Source organism: Pseudomonas sp. RGM 3321 (assembly GCF_022836805.1).
Lineage (GTDB): Bacteria > Pseudomonadota > Gammaproteobacteria > Pseudomonadales > Pseudomonadaceae > Aquipseudomonas.
Window position 1 is genome coordinate 91,200 of record NZ_JALHBH010000108.1, and the last position, 13,881, is coordinate 105,080.

Annotated in this window: 10 protein-coding genes and 3 pseudogenes; 5 read left to right on the forward strand and 8 right to left on the reverse strand. The window is 58.9% G+C overall.

Features of this window, described 5'->3' with window-relative positions:
• The first annotated feature begins 41 nt into the window (after window positions 1-41).
• Complete coding sequence (gene aceE, locus RGM3321_RS13070; protein WP_244393367.1) at window positions 42-2,711, forward strand: pyruvate dehydrogenase (acetyl-transferring), homodimeric type; 2,670 nt, start codon at window positions 42-44, stop codon at window positions 2,709-2,711.
• A 109-nt stretch (window positions 2,712-2,820) separates the two neighbouring features.
• Here the strand turns inward: aceE and RGM3321_RS13075 are convergent, their stop codons facing one another.
• The 3 genes from RGM3321_RS13075 to RGM3321_RS13085 form a co-directional block, all read right to left on the reverse strand.
• Window positions 2,821-3,675: a pirin family protein gene (locus tag RGM3321_RS13075; protein WP_244393368.1), complete on the reverse strand. Its 855-nt coding sequence runs from the start codon at window positions 3,673-3,675 to the stop codon at window positions 2,821-2,823.
• 201 nt (window positions 3,676-3,876) lie between these two features.
• The gene (locus tag RGM3321_RS13080; protein WP_004657828.1) at window positions 3,877-4,287 is read right to left on the reverse strand and encodes a PA2817 family protein; all 411 of its coding nucleotides are present in this window, start codon (window positions 4,285-4,287) and stop codon (window positions 3,877-3,879) included.
• 76 nt (window positions 4,288-4,363) lie between these two features.
• Window positions 4,364-6,811: an acyl-CoA dehydrogenase gene (locus tag RGM3321_RS13085; protein WP_244393369.1), complete on the reverse strand. Its 2,448-nt coding sequence runs from the start codon at window positions 6,809-6,811 to the stop codon at window positions 4,364-4,366.
• A gap of 162 nt (window positions 6,812-6,973) precedes the next feature.
• Between RGM3321_RS13085 and RGM3321_RS13090 the strand changes: the two genes are divergently transcribed.
• The 3 genes from RGM3321_RS13090 to RGM3321_RS13100 all read left to right on the forward strand — a co-directional run bounded on the left by RGM3321_RS13090 (window position 6,974) and on the right by RGM3321_RS13100 (window position 9,498).
• Window positions 6,974-7,597 (forward strand): glutathione S-transferase, encoded by a 624-nt coding sequence (locus RGM3321_RS13090; RefSeq protein WP_244393370.1) that lies wholly within the window; start codon window positions 6,974-6,976, stop codon window positions 7,595-7,597.
• A gap of 183 nt (window positions 7,598-7,780) precedes the next feature.
• Window positions 7,781-8,713, forward strand: a complete 933-nt coding sequence (locus tag RGM3321_RS13095) for an ABC transporter ATP-binding protein (protein ID WP_005733932.1) — start codon at window positions 7,781-7,783, stop codon at window positions 8,711-8,713.
• Entirely contained in the window at window positions 8,710-9,498 is a 789-nt protein-coding gene (locus tag RGM3321_RS13100; RefSeq protein WP_244393371.1) for an ABC transporter permease, read from the forward strand. Before RGM3321_RS13095 ends, RGM3321_RS13100 begins: the two co-directional genes overlap by 4 nt.
• 33 nt (window positions 9,499-9,531) lie before the next feature.
• Here RGM3321_RS13100 and RGM3321_RS13105 read toward each other — a convergent pair.
• The 5 genes and pseudogenes from RGM3321_RS13105 to RGM3321_RS13125 form a co-directional block, all read right to left on the reverse strand.
• Window positions 9,532-10,154 (reverse strand): annotated as a pseudogene (locus tag RGM3321_RS13105) (hypothetical protein).
• Complete coding sequence (locus tag RGM3321_RS13110; RefSeq protein ID WP_244393372.1) at window positions 10,151-10,576, reverse strand: hypothetical protein; 426 nt, start codon at window positions 10,574-10,576, stop codon at window positions 10,151-10,153. The pseudogene RGM3321_RS13105 and the gene RGM3321_RS13110 overlap by 4 nt, the downstream one beginning before the upstream one ends.
• A gap of 78 nt (window positions 10,577-10,654) precedes the next feature.
• A complete protein-coding gene (locus RGM3321_RS13115) occupies window positions 10,655-10,801 on the reverse strand; it encodes a hypothetical protein (RefSeq protein WP_244393373.1) in 147 nt (48 codons plus the stop codon).
• Window positions 10,798-11,085: pseudogene (locus RGM3321_RS13120) on the reverse strand (DUF4123 domain-containing protein); the annotation flags it as partial. The pseudogene RGM3321_RS13120 and the gene RGM3321_RS13115, both read right to left, overlap by 4 nt.
• Window positions 11,086-11,089: 4 nt before the next feature.
• Window positions 11,090-11,410: pseudogene (locus RGM3321_RS13125) on the reverse strand (contractile injection system protein, VgrG/Pvc8 family); the annotation flags it as partial.
• A gap of 237 nt (window positions 11,411-11,647) precedes the next feature.
• On the opposite strand from RGM3321_RS13125, the gene RGM3321_RS13130 reads away from it, so the two are divergent.
• Window positions 11,648-13,864 (forward strand): DNA internalization-related competence protein ComEC/Rec2, encoded by a 2,217-nt coding sequence (locus RGM3321_RS13130; protein ID WP_244393374.1) that lies wholly within the window; start codon window positions 11,648-11,650, stop codon window positions 13,862-13,864.
• The last annotated feature ends 17 nt before the right edge of the window (window positions 13,865-13,881 follow it).

Here is a 13,881-nt window from a genome sequence, read left to right on the forward strand (position 1 = left end):
CCTGTCCGGCGTCCACTGCCGCATCATAGTAGGAGACGACGATGGCACAGCAACCCCGGTTTCTTGACGAGGATCCGCAAGAAACCCGCGAATGGCTCGAATCGATTGAGTCTGTACTCAACAGTGAAGGGCGCCCGCGCGCGCACTACCTGATCGATCAGTTGCTGGACTTCGATGTCGCTCAACACGGCGATTTCTATGGTCGGGTCACGACGCCCTACGTCAATACCATTCCCAGCGACCGTCAGCAGCCTTATCCGGGTGACCTCCAGGTTGAAAAGCGTATCAACGCGTTCATCCGCTGGAACGCCCTGGCGATGGTACTGCGTGCCGGCAAGCATTCCGGTGTGGGCGGCCATATCGCCTCCTACGCGTCTGCCGCCGTGCTCTATGACGTGGGGTTTGATCACTTCTTCCGTGGCCGTACCGAGCAGTTCGCGGGCGATCTGGTTTACATTCAGGGCCATTCTTCGCCGGGCATTTACGGCAGGGCGTACCTGGAAGGTCGCCTGAGCGAAGAGCAACTGGACAACTTCCGTCGCGAAACGGATCGTGATGGCATTTCGTCCTATCCACATCCGCGTCTGATGCCGGACTTCTGGCAGTTCCCTACGGTTTCAATGGGGCTTGGGCCAATCACGGCGGCGTATCAGGCGCGCTTCATGCGTTACCTGGAAAATCGCGGGCTCAAGGAACATCAGGGCCGCAAAGTCTGGGCATTTCTCGGCGATGGCGAAATGGACCAGCCCGAGTCTCAGGCAGCCATTGCGCTGGCCGGGCGCGAGAAGCTCGACAACATCATCTTCGTGGTCAACTGCAACCTGCAGCGTCTCGACGGCCCGGTGCGTGGCAACAGCAAGGTCATTCAGGAATTTGAAAGCTTGTATCGCGCCGCTGGCTGGAACGTAATCAAGGTCATCTGGGGCAGTGGCTGGGATGCGTTGCTGGAGAAGGACAAGAGCGGACTGCTGCGTCAGCGCATGATGGAATGCGTGGACGGCGAGTACCAGAACTACAAATCCCAGAACGGCGCCTACGTGCGTGAGCATTTCTTCGGCAAGTACCCTGAGTTGCTGGAGCTGGTCAGCGACATGAGCGACGACGATATCTGGAAGCTCTCGCGGGGCGGGCACGATCCGGAAAAAGTCTACAACGCCTACGCTGCCGCAATGCGTCACAAGGGCGGGCCGACCGTGATTCTGGCCAAGACGGTCAAAGGTTTCGGTATGGGCGAGGCGGGAGAGGGGCAGAACATCAACCACCAGTTGAAGAAACTCGGGGCAGAGGCAATCAAGGCCTTCCGCGACCGTTTCTCTCTGGACATCACCGATGATCAACTGGGCGACATGCCTTATCTGAAACCCGCCGAGGGCAGTACCGAAGCGCTGTACCTCAAGGCACGCCGTGCTCAGCTGGGCGGTTACATTCCGGCGCGTTTCAGTGACGCGGCCACCTTGCAGGTTCCGCCGCTTTCGGTGCTGGATACCCAACTGAAAAGCACCGGTGATCGCGGTATATCGACGACCATGGCCTTTGTGCGCATCCTCTCGACGCTGCTCAAGGACCCGAACATCGGCAAGTTGATCGTGCCGATTGTGCCGGACGAGTCGCGAACCTTTGGTATGGAGAACCTGTTCCGCCAGATCGGCATCCATTCCCATGTTGGTCAGTTGTACACGCCACAGGATGCAGGGCAACTGAGCTACTACAAGGAAAGCACCGACGGGCAGATCATGCAGGAAGGGCTGAACGAGTCCGGCGCCATTTCCTCATGGATTGCAGCCAGTACGTCCTACGCCAACCATGGCGTGATGACCGTGCCGTTCTATATCTTCTATTCGATGTTCGGTTTTCAGCGTGTTGGCGATCTGGCCTGGGCGGCGGGTGATGCCAGGGCCAGGGGCTTTCTGCTGGGGGCCACCTCAGGCCGGACCACGCTGATGGGCGAAGGCCTGCAGCATGATGACGGGCACAGCCACGTGATGTCGTCGACGATACCGTGCTGTGTGTCTTACGACCCGACGTTTGCCTTTGAACTGGCGGTGATCATTCAGGACGGCATGCGCCGCATGTTTGCCGAAAATGAGGACATTTATTACTACATCACCTTGCTCAACGAAAACTACCCGCACCCTGATCTGCCCGAGGGCGCCGAAGCCGGCATTATCAAGGGAATGTACCCATTGCAGGCCAGTGCATCGGTCAACTCCGGCAAACACGTGCAATTGATGGGCTGCGGGTCGATCCTTCTGGAAGTCATCGCGGCCGCCAGATTGCTGGAGGACGACTTTGGTGTGAGCAGTGAAATCTGGAGTGTTACCAGCCTCACCGAGCTGCGCCGTGAAGGCCAGGACGTCGAGCGCTGGAACCTGCTGCACCCTGAGCAGGAGCCGCGCCTGAGCTACGTTGAAAGCTGTCTCGCCGACAGGGAAGGGCCGGTCGTGGTGGCAACGGATTACATGAAGATCTTCGCTGACCAGATCCGTCCATTCGTCCCCCTGCGTCGTTTCGTGGCGCTGGGTACGGATGGTTTTGGTCAGTCCGATACCCGTGAATCGCTGCGTCATTTCTTCGAGGTAGACCGTTACTTCGTGGCAGTGGCTGCGCTCAAGGCGCTGGCCGATGACGGCAAGGTCGAGCGTAAAGTCGTTGCTCAGGCAATCGAACGCTACAAGATCGACCCAGACAAGCAGGACCCTGTGCTGGTATGAGTCGCGCCCGTCTCTCTGTCACCAAACCGTAGACAGCAAACCGTGCACTTCAAGCGAAGTGCACGGTTTTTTGATTACCTGAGTGAGAATACCTGCCTGCTTCAGATTTTCACGCCGTCAGACGATCTTCCCGGAAATCACGCAACGCCTGGTCAATCTCTTCGCGGGTGTTCATCACGAACGGCCCGTACTGCACAATCGGCTCGCGCAAGGGCTTGCCTGCAATCAACAAGACGCGCGCACCCTTGGTGCTGCTGATCTGCAAATCACCTGTGTCAGACAGGCGCGCAAGATGGCGCTTGCTCACTGACTGTGCGCTGCCCTCTATTTCGATACTGCCTTCGTAAACGTACAGCAATGCAAGATGCCCGTCGGGCATGCGCGGGCTGATACGACTGCCGGTTGGCATGTCGAAGTCAAAGTACAAGGGCTCGGTATCCGGGCGCTGTACCGCGCCGACCTGTTGAACCTGGCCATCGTCGAAATGCCCGGCCAATACCACCACCTGCACACCGGCTGCAGTGGTCAGGCGAGGAACGTTTTCAGGCTGGATGTCCTGATAACTGGCGTCGTTCAGCTTGTTCTTGCCCGGCAGGTTCAGCCATAGCTGAAAACCTCGCATGCTGCCTTCTTCCTGTTCAGGCATTTCGCTGTGAATGATCCCGCGTGCGGCGGTCATCCACTGTACGCCGCCGCCCTGCAGCAGGCCCACATTGCCCATATGGTCTTCGTGACGCATGCGGCCTTCAAGCATGTAGGTCACCGTTTCGAAGCCACGGTGAGGATGAGGTGGAAAGCCCGCGATATAGTCATCAGGCACGTCCGACCCGAACTCGTCCAGCATCAGGAATGGATCGAATTGTTCCACGCCCCGTCCGCCGAAAACACGTGTCAGTTTGACTCCCGCGCCGTCAGAGGCAGGTTGGCCTGCCTGAATTGACAGGACTTTACGAAATTGAGTCATGGAAAAAGAGCACTCCTTATCAGGTGGCCTTTTCAGGCGCCAAGGAGTGTCATGGTATGCCTGTCCAGTCGATAAACTGATTCGAATCCCGGAACGGAATGATCGTATTTATCGATGTGTTGTCTGCCGATACGTATTGGCGTCAGTAACAGGCAACCTGCCCGGAATAGCCTCCGGGCCAAGCGTGAGAGCACTGGGTGATCAGTGTTTGCTGCCCTGTGTCGACATGGCCAGCAGTTGCTTTTCCTGGTTCCAGTCAAACGGTTCGTCGTTTTGCTCGGCTTCGTAACGGCGCTCTTCCAGCGCCTGATAGAGCTCGATTTCATCATCCGGCATGAAATGCAGGCAGTCACCGGCGAAAAACCACAGCAGGTCGCGAGGCACCAAGTGGGCGATTTGCGGGTAGCGCTGGATGACCTGACACAGGATGTCCTGGCCCAGGTACTGGCTTTCTATCGGGTCTTGCGGCAGTTGCTCGACCAGTTCGTCGAAGCGCTCCATGAACAGCGCGTGGCTTTCTTCCGGAACCTGCTCGGCCTCGCCCAGCGCGACCAGAATGCTGCGCAGGTGTGCGAGCAGGCCAAGTTGGTGATCGAGAGTGGCGTCGGCCATCGGGTAATCCTCAAATGCAAAAACAGGCGCGAGAGTATAAAGCTCTACGCGCCTGCTGTGTGGTGTGACCTGACTATCAGCGAATCTTGCCCGCTGCCAGGGTCAGTTCTTCCTTGTCGAAATCATCCACGTCGATCACCTTGCGACGGGCGGTTTCGGCTGTACGCAGTGTCTGTGCTTCTTCTGCTTGCAAGACACCGATGCGCAACGCAGCGTCGATGGCGTGCTCGCCTGCGGTCGGTTTGATCTGACCACTCTTGAGCGCCACTTGCAGCTTCTTGTGCAGCGGGTAGGCGGCGCTCAGCAAGTCGATGGCATGTTGCAGCGCGCCGACCGGATCTTCTGCCGATTGCGGGCGATAGCAGCCTGCCAGCAACTCTTCCAGTGTCGGATCGCCCTTGGCGCGGCCCAGTACCTGTGCAACTTCGGCGTCCAGTTTGTCCGACGGGCCCTTGTGGCGACGACCGAACGGGAACACCACTGCACGCAACAGTCCACCCAGCACACGGTTGGGGAAGTTGCCGAGAATTTCGTCCATGGCACGTTCCGAATGGCCCAGACTTTCTTCCATGGCCCAGCGAAACAGCGGGCTCATGTGATCCGGCGAGTCAAGATCGTGGTAACGCTTGAGTGCCGCCGAAGCCAGATACATATTACTGAGCACGTCACCGAGACGCGCCGACAGGCGTTCGCGACGTTTTAACTCACCGCCCAGCAGCATCATGCTCAAGTCCGCCAGCATCGCGAACGCTGCTGCCTGACGGTTCAACGCGCGGAAGTAGCCTTGGCTCAGGTTATTGCCCGGTGCTCTTTCGAAATGGCCAAAGCCCAGATTAAGAATCAGGGTGCTGGCAGCGTTGCTCACCGCAAAACCAATGTGCTTGAGCAGGAGCGTGTCAAACTCGAGCAGCGCCTGCTGCTTGTCTTCGCGCCCGGCCAAGGCCATTTCCTTGAGCACGAATGGATGGCAGCGAATGGCACCCTGGCCGAAGATCATCAGGTTGCGTGAAAGGATATTCGCCCCTTCAACAGTGATGAAAATCGGCGCGCCTTGCCAGTTGCGGCCCAAGTAGTTGTTCGGGCCCATGATGATGCCCTTGCCGCCATGCACATCCATGGCGTGACCTATACATTCGCGGCCACGCTCGGTCAGGTGGTATTTGAGGATCGCGGAGAGCACCGAGGGCTTTTCGCCCAGATCGACCGCATTGGCGGTCAGCATGCGCGCGCTGTCCATCAACCAGGCGTTGCCACCGATACGCGCCAGTGCTTCCTGAATGCCTTCGAACGCCGACAACGGCACATTGAATTGCTCGCGTACCTTGGCGTACTGGCCGGTGACCAGGCTGGTGTACTTGGCGGCGCCGGTGCCGACCGCAGGCAGCGAAATCGAACGTCCCACCGACAGGCAGTTCATCAGCATCATCCAGCCTTTGCCGAGCATTGGCTGGCCACCGATCAGGTAGCTCAACGGGACAAAGACGTCTTTGCCCGAATTCGGGCCGTTCATGAACGCTGCGCCCAGCGGCAAGTGGCGACGGCCGATTTCAACGCCTGGTGTGTCGGTCGGAATCAATGCTAGGCTGATGCCAAGATCTTCTTCTTCGCCTAGCAGATGCTCGGGGTCGTAAGCCTTGAAGGCCAGGCCAAGCAGGGTGGCGACCGGGCCAAGGGTGATGTAGCGCTTTTCCCAGGTCAGGCGCAGGCCGATGACTTCTTCGCCTTGCCACTGGCCTTTGCAGATAATCCCGGTGTCGGGCATCGCGCCCGCATCGGAACCTGCCAATGGGCCCGTCAGCGCGAAGCAGGGGATATCTTCGCCACGTGCCAGACGTGGCAGGTAATGGTTACGCTGTTCGTCGGTGCCGTAATGCAGCAGCAATTCGGCAGGGCCGAGGGAGTTAGGCACCATCACGGTTGAGGCCAGGTCGCCGCTGCGGGTGGCCAGCTTCATGGCGACCTGAGAGTGGGCGTAGGCCGAGAAGCCCTTGCCACCGAATTCTTTCGGGATGATCAGGGCAAAGAACCCGTGCTCTTTCATGTGCGCCCAGGCTTCAGGCGGCAGGTCCATTGCCTGACCGATTTCCCAGTCGCTGACCATCGCGCAGAGTTCTTCGGTCGGCCCGTCGATAAAGGCCTGTTCTTCTTCGGTGAGCTGGACTTTTGGATAGGCCAGCAGCTTGTCCCAGTCCGGGCGACCGCTGAACAGCTCGCCATCCCACCAGACGGTACCGGCGTCAATCGCATCCCGTTCGGTTTCCGACATGGGTGGCAGGACTTTCTGAAACCAGCTGAACATGGGCGCAGTGAAGTGCTTGCGGCGCAGTTCAGGCAGCACAACAGGTACGAACACTGCCAGCCAAAACACCCAGAAAACGGTCAGTAGCCATCCTGGCGCGTGGCTGAAAATGCCCATGGCCAGCAGGTAGACGGCTACCACGCCAAGCGCCGGGAGCGGGGCGGTACGCCGATGGGCCAGCCAGGCAATTCCGACGACCAGCACTACAATCCACAACAACAGCATAGGTATTCCTCCGTGATGAGCGCCGCCGTGGCCGCGATCAAGAACTGGTCGCCGGGCAGTGGTGAGGCGACATCGATAGTGACCCCTGGTTGACGAGGAAGTTGCCGCCGCTTCGGGGTAGACTGTGAGCCTTTATTTATCAGCGACTGCGAGGGGAACGCAATGCTCAAGATCTGGGGACGGAAGAATTCCAGCAATGTGCGCAAGGCACTCTGGATTGCCGAGGAAACAGGCGTACCCTACGAGACGCAGGACGCCGGTGGGGCATTCGGGCTGGTCAATGAAGCGGCTTACCGCGCGAAAAACCCCAATGGCCGGATTCCCATGATTGAAGACGGCGACTTCGTGCTTTGGGAGTCGAACGCGATCGTACGCTACCTGGCCGCCCGCCATGCCCCGGACTCGGACCTGTACCCGGCTGACCTTCAGGCCCGCGCCAACGCCGACAAGTGGATGGACTGGACCTCTTCGACTATCGCGGCCCCGTTCAGCCCGGTGTTCTGGGGCGTGGTACGCACGCCGCCCGAGAAACAGGACTGGCCAGCCATCGAGCAAGGCATCAAGACCCTGCACAGCCTGCTGCTGGTTGCCGATGAGGCCCTGTCTCGCCAGCCTTACCTGTCCGGCGAGGCTTTCGGCATGGGCGACATTCCCCTGGGGTGCTTCGCCTACGGCTGGTTCGAAATGCCGATTGAACGTCCGCCGCTGCCCCACCTCCAAGCCTGGTATGAACGCCTCAAGACGCGCCCTGCTTATCGCAAGGCCGTCATGAGTCCGCTGACCTGAGCATGCAGTCCGAGCTTTTAAAGCAGTTGACCGGGCTCATGTCCGGCTCATGATATTTACTATTAACAGATGTGTCTGTACTTGAATGACCCAGCCGAGCACCATTGCATGCCTGGGTCGTCATGACAGGCGTGTGTTCCCGGTCTGCTTCATTCCTTTTTCCTGATGAGTACTCTTTCCGATATGTCTTCCGCTCTGTCCATTCGGCAGCTAACCAAAACCTACGGCAACGGTTTCCAGGCCTTGAGTGGCATTGATCTGGACGTGGCCGAAGGTGATTTCTTCGCTTTGCTTGGCCCTAATGGCGCAGGCAAGTCCACCACCATCGGTATCATCTCGACGCTGGTCAACAAGACCAGCGGCACGGTGAACATTTTCGGTCACGATCTGGATCGCGAGCCCGCTGCGCTCAAGCGTTGCATTGGCGTGGTGCCGCAGGAGTTCAACTTCAACCAGTTCGAGAAGACCTTCGACATCGTCGTCACCCAGGCAGGTTACTACGGCATCCCGGCAAAGATCGCCAAGGAGCGCGCCGAGCAGTACCTGACTCAACTGGGCCTGTGGGACAAGCGCGACGTGCCTTCGCGGTCGTTGTCAGGCGGTATGAAACGGCGCTTGATGATCGCCCGTGCGCTGATTCATGAGCCGCGTCTGCTGATCCTCGATGAGCCCACTGCTGGTGTGGACATCGAGTTGCGCCGTTCGATGTGGACGTTCCTGACCGAACTGAATCAAAAAGGCATCACCATCATCCTGACCACGCACTACCTGGAAGAGGCCGAGCAGCTGTGCCGCAACATCGGCATCATCGACCACGGCGTGATCGTGCAGAACACCGGCATGAAACAATTGCTCAGCACCCTGACCGTCGAAACCTTCGTGCTGGATTTGAAGGCGTCCTGGCAGACTGCGCCGCAGTTGCCCGGTTTCCCTTGCCGGTTGCTCGACAGCCACACCCTGGAAGTCCAGGTCGACAAGAACGTCGGCATTACTGCGTTGTTCAGCCAGCTCGCTTTCCAGAACATCGAAGTCTTGAGCCTGCGCAATAAATCCAATCGCCTTGAGGAGTTGTTTGTGTCCCTGGTGGAAAAAAACCTTGCGAAGGTGGCGCTATGACCGTGCAGAGCGGCGAGTTGCGCCCCAACCTGATTGCCTTGAAGACCATCGTTTTCCGCGAGGTCCATCGCTTCATGCGGATCTGGCCGCAGACCCTGCTGCCGCCAGCCATCACCATGGTCTTGTACTTCGTGATCTTCGGTAACCTGATCGGCCGTCAGATCGGCGACATGGGTGGCTTTACCTACATGCAGTACATCGTGCCGGGGCTGATTATGATGTCGGTGATCACCAACTCCTACGGCAACGTGGTCTCAAGCTTCTTCGGCGCCAAGTTTCAGCACTCCATCGAAGAACTGATGGTGTCCCCGGTCTCGCCGCACACCATCCTGATCGGCTATACGCTGGGCGGCGTGTTGCGCGGGCTGATGGTGGGTTTCATCGTCACCATGCTGTCGATGTTTTTCACCGACCTGCAAGTGCATCACCTGGGCGTCACCATTCTTGTGGTGGTGTTGACCGCCACCATCTTCTCGCTGCTGGGCTTCATCAACGCAGTGTTCGCGCGCAACTTCGACGATATTTCGATCATCCCGACTTTCGTCCTGACCCCACTGACCTATCTGGGAGGCGTGTTCTACTCGATCAACCTGCTGCCGCCGTTCTGGCAGACCGTATCGCTGGCCAACCCGGTCCTGCACATGGTCAATGCCTTCCGCTACGGCATTCTGGGCGTCTCCGACATCAAGATCAGCATCGCCCTGGCGTTCATGATCGTGGCGACGTTTGTACTGTACTTCGGCTGCGCACGGTTGCTGGTGAGCGGGCGCGGTATGCGTCAGTAACATCGAGTGACGGTGACCCGCTTGTGTGGCGGGTCACTCGTTTATGGGTTGGCTCCCTGCATGGCGGGCCATGGCAATTTCCAGCTCCGCAGAGCGGGTTGCCCACTGTTCGGGTGGTAACGGTTTTGACCATTCGATGATGTCTGGGTGTTCAAGGTCCGGTGGCGGTGATAGCTTCCAGCGTTCCAGCGCGTCGATCAGTAGCGTGTTGAAAATGAACAGGCCGAAAAAGCCTTCCCATAGCAGAGTCAGAAACCAGCCTTTTCTTTGTGCAGCTGCAACAAGATCGTCCAGGTAGCTCGCCCATATACCTTTTGGTCGGTTGAATCTGGATGTTCTGTCGGATACGGCATCCGGTCCGATTTCCATATAACTGCGCATACACTCCCAAAGTGCCATGGTAGTTTCGCCCCCGCCGCAATTGAAACCCATGCTGAAGTGCCTGTGGTCTTCTGTTGCTTCGGCGTCAGGCTTTTCAAATCCGATGAAAAGCAGCCCCATTGTGACGCGACCTGCCTGACTGATGCTGGAGCACTGGGTGGCAGCCGCTGTGACTGACTTCCACGGGACGATCCAGTAGGCAGCGGCAGTGGTGCCAGATAATCATTTTGTGAAAACAGTTTCTTCTGGCGGGTGCCGGCGGGATGGCTGCTCACCGTCTGGTTCCAGGTTGCAGGTACACAGAGCACTTCTGTTCGCCCAGTTTGTAGACCTGAGCACTGTCCAGTTTCGGAGTGGGATCATTGCGCAGGGCGATAACGCTATTTTCGGGCGTTACAGTAAAGGCCAGACCTCGCGCGCCGCCGATGAAGCCCTGAACACCGTATAGCGCGGTGAATGGTGTCCCGTAGCGCACGCGCAACGACACGCCGCGTGGCAATGAGCCGAGTTCGCGATCGACACGCTTGAAAACACCGGTAAGACGCAGCCCTTGGCCCTGTGCTGCGGGAATCCACTCGCAAGCGCTGTTTCTCAGCCAGTGAGCGGCCATGTTGCGCACGGTGTAAGGACGTTCTGTCAAGCCAGGCGCGCCACGTGTTTCCAGCCAGAGCTGATAATCCATCGGGTCGCCGATCATCGACAGGTCCAGCCGGATGTTGTTGGGTGTCGCGCCGGGCTGACAAGCGGGATGAGTGGCTGCTTGCTCCGCAAGTGCCTAACGCACAGGCACCACAAACACCTTTGGCTGGCTGGCCGGACAGCTTGCCACCCGGCTGTTGATATCGTCGTGAGGTCTTGTGCTGGCTGCGCGGTCGGCGGCAGCCAGACGGATGATCGCGGTGTGGCTTTCCCGGTTACTCATACGGCAGACTCCATGTTGCGGATGAGTTGGCGGGGCAGTTCAGCAAGCAGATCGTCCAGGCGCTCTTCGGGCGACATAAACCGCTTTTCGAGAATGGCCTGATAAGGCGCATGAGTGTCGCCGTGAGGAAAGTTCGCACCTAGGCAAGCGAAAAGCGCGACCCAGCGGGTGACCTGACTGTCGGTGCTGTAGCCATGACGTGCCGCGCTTCTTCGGCAGGCTTTTGCCCACTGATGTCTTTCGTCGGGGCCAAGCCCCTCAAGTGTTTCAGGAAAGAAACGTTGGCGGTGAGGTGCGGTGTGCCAGATAGCTGAAGTGGGGAGCCAGCGTGACGCTGTAGTGCGCCAGCCGTCTGCCCGAGTCACGTTACCTGACTTGATAGATCTGCCCATGGATGCCTGATTCCATGCCGTCGAATGCCAGGAATGCCTGTTTGTGCAAAAGCTGCTCAAGGTCTGGGTCAGGGTCAGGGTCAGTGCATTCGCTGACCAGATCTATCGTGAACGCGTAAGGCCTGCTGATGCCTTCCGTACCATCGAAGGCAAGCACTTGAAATGCGTAGGGCGCATCTTCGATAGTCAGACCGAAACGATGTTCTGGTGCAGGCATTTACGTGTCCCGGTCTACAGTTATTTTTGGCGGGAGGCACGCTAACAATCCATCGCCGAAAAAAATGCAGGAAATTTCCGAGTTTTAGTGCGGATAATGGATAGTTCATTTCAAGGGTGGGTTTTTACGCTGTTGAGGCGCGCTAAATGACAGGTTTTCAAATCCCGCAACACACCATCGCTTCCGACATTTCAAGATTGCGCTGATCCTTGAAGCTTTCCGCTTCAAGGAATCACCATGCGCACAGGGATGATCGCGCTCGCGTCAGGGCTTGTGGCCTTACGCTTTCTGCCTGCTTTGCCGCCGACCTGGCTGTTGCTGCTTATGCCGATACTGGCGTTGATGCTGCTGCCGTTTCGTACCTATCCGCTGGCGCTGTTCCTGCTCGGTCTTACCTGGGCGTGTGTTTCTGCGCAGTGGGCGTTGAATGACCGTCTGGCGCATCGTCTGGATGGTCAGACGCTGTGGCTGCAAGGCAAGGTAGTCGGTTTGCCCAGTGTCGCCGAGGGCGTGGTGCGTTTCGAGCTGGAAGGGGCCAGGTCGCGCAGGGCGATACTGCCTGCACGCATCCGGGTGGCGTGGTACGGCGGTCCGCAGGTCAACAGCGGTGAGCGCTGGCGCATGGCGGTCAAACTCAAGCGGCCAGCCGGGCTGGTCAATCCTGACGCTTTTGATTACGAAGCCTGGCTGTTGGCTCAGCGCATCGGTGCCACCGGTACGGTGGTGGATGGTCAATTGCTGGTACCTGCGCGTGGGGCGTGGCGCGATCTTATTCGTCAGCGCTTGCTGGCGGTTGATGCGCAGGGTCGAGAGGGCGGTTTGGCGGCGCTGGTGCTGGGCGATGGCTCCGGGCTGTCGAGTACCGACTGGCAGGTGCTGCAGGACACCGGCACGGTGCATCTGCTGGTGATTTCCGGCCAGCATATCGGTTTGCTGGCCGGAGTGATTTACGCGCTGGTCGCAGGCCTTGCACGCTGGGGACTGTGGCCACGGGCTTTACCCTGGCTGCCTTGGGCCTGTGCGCTGGCGTTCATCGCTGCGCTGGGTTACGGGCTGCTTGCCGGTTTCGAAGTGCCGGTACGGCGTGCCTGTGTGATGGTTGCGATGGTGCTGCTGTGGCGTTTGCGCTTTCGGCACTTGGGCGTGGTCTGGCCGTTGTTATTGTCATTCAACGCGGTGCTGATTTTCGAGCCGCTGGTGACACTGCAGCCGGGGTTCTGGCTGTCTTTCGCGGCGGTCGGCATTCTGGTGCTGATTTTCAGTGGCCGTCTCGGTGCCTGGAATTGGTGGCAAAGCTGGACGCGTGCGCAGTGGCTGATCGCAATTGGCTTGCTGCCTATTCTGCTGGCGCTGAACCTGCCGATTAGCCTCAGCGGACCGTTTGCCAATTTGCTTGCCGTGCCTTGGGTCAGCTTGATAGTTCTGCCGCCTGCGTTGCTCGGAACACTGCTGCTGCCGGTCCCTGTTGTCGGCGATGGCTTGCTCTGGCTGGCCGGAGGAGCGCTGGAGTGGCTGTTTATGTTTCTCGGCTGGGTTGCTGCGGTCTTGCCCGCCTGGTTGCCCAGTGCAATGCCGGGCTGGGCGTGGTTGCTGAGTCTGCTCGGGACCTTCATTTTATTACTGCCCAAAGGCGTGCCGATGCGTCCGCTGGGTTGGCCATTGCTGTTGCTGTGCGTTTTTCCGCCGCTCGACTCAGTGCCTGCAGGCCAGGTAGAAGTATTGCAGCTGGACGTGGGGCAGGGCCTGGCCATTCTCCTGCGCACTCGAAATCACACACTGTTGTACGACGCAGGTCCACGTTTCGGCGAGTTCGATATCGGTCAGCGTGTGGTCGTGCCCGCCATGCGCAAGGCTGGTGTGCGTCATCTGGACCTGATGTTGATCAGTCACGCCGATTCCGATCATGCCGGGGGCGCAGCGGCAGTTCATCAGGCATTTCCGGTTGACCGTGTATTGGGCGGTGAGCTGGCCAGGCTCGCGCCGCAACTCGACGCGCGCTTGTGTGTGAGCGGTGCGCGCTGGGAGTGGGATGGGGTGGTGTTCTCCACCTGGCGTTGGGAGCAGGGGCCTGATGGCAATCCGGCATCCTGTATCTTGAGTGTCGACGCCGGGGGCGAGCGTCTGCTGCTGACAGGTGATATAGACGTCGACGCGGAACGTGCGGCAATCGCCAGCGGTTTTGACCTTCGTGCCCATTGGTTGCAGTCCCCGCATCACGGCAGCCGGACCTCGTCATCCAAAGTGTTTCTTCAGGCCGTCGGACCGGTTGGCGTGCTGATCTCCCGTGGCCGTAACAACGCCTTTGGTCACCCGCATCCGTTGGTCATGGCGCGTTATCGATGGCTGGGTATGGCCATTTATGACAGCGCCGAGCTGGGCGCTGTCAGTCTGCGGCTGGGTACGTTCGGCACGCCGCAGGCAGAGCGCGCAAAACGGCGTTTCTGGCGTGACTGAGTGAATGGATATCGATC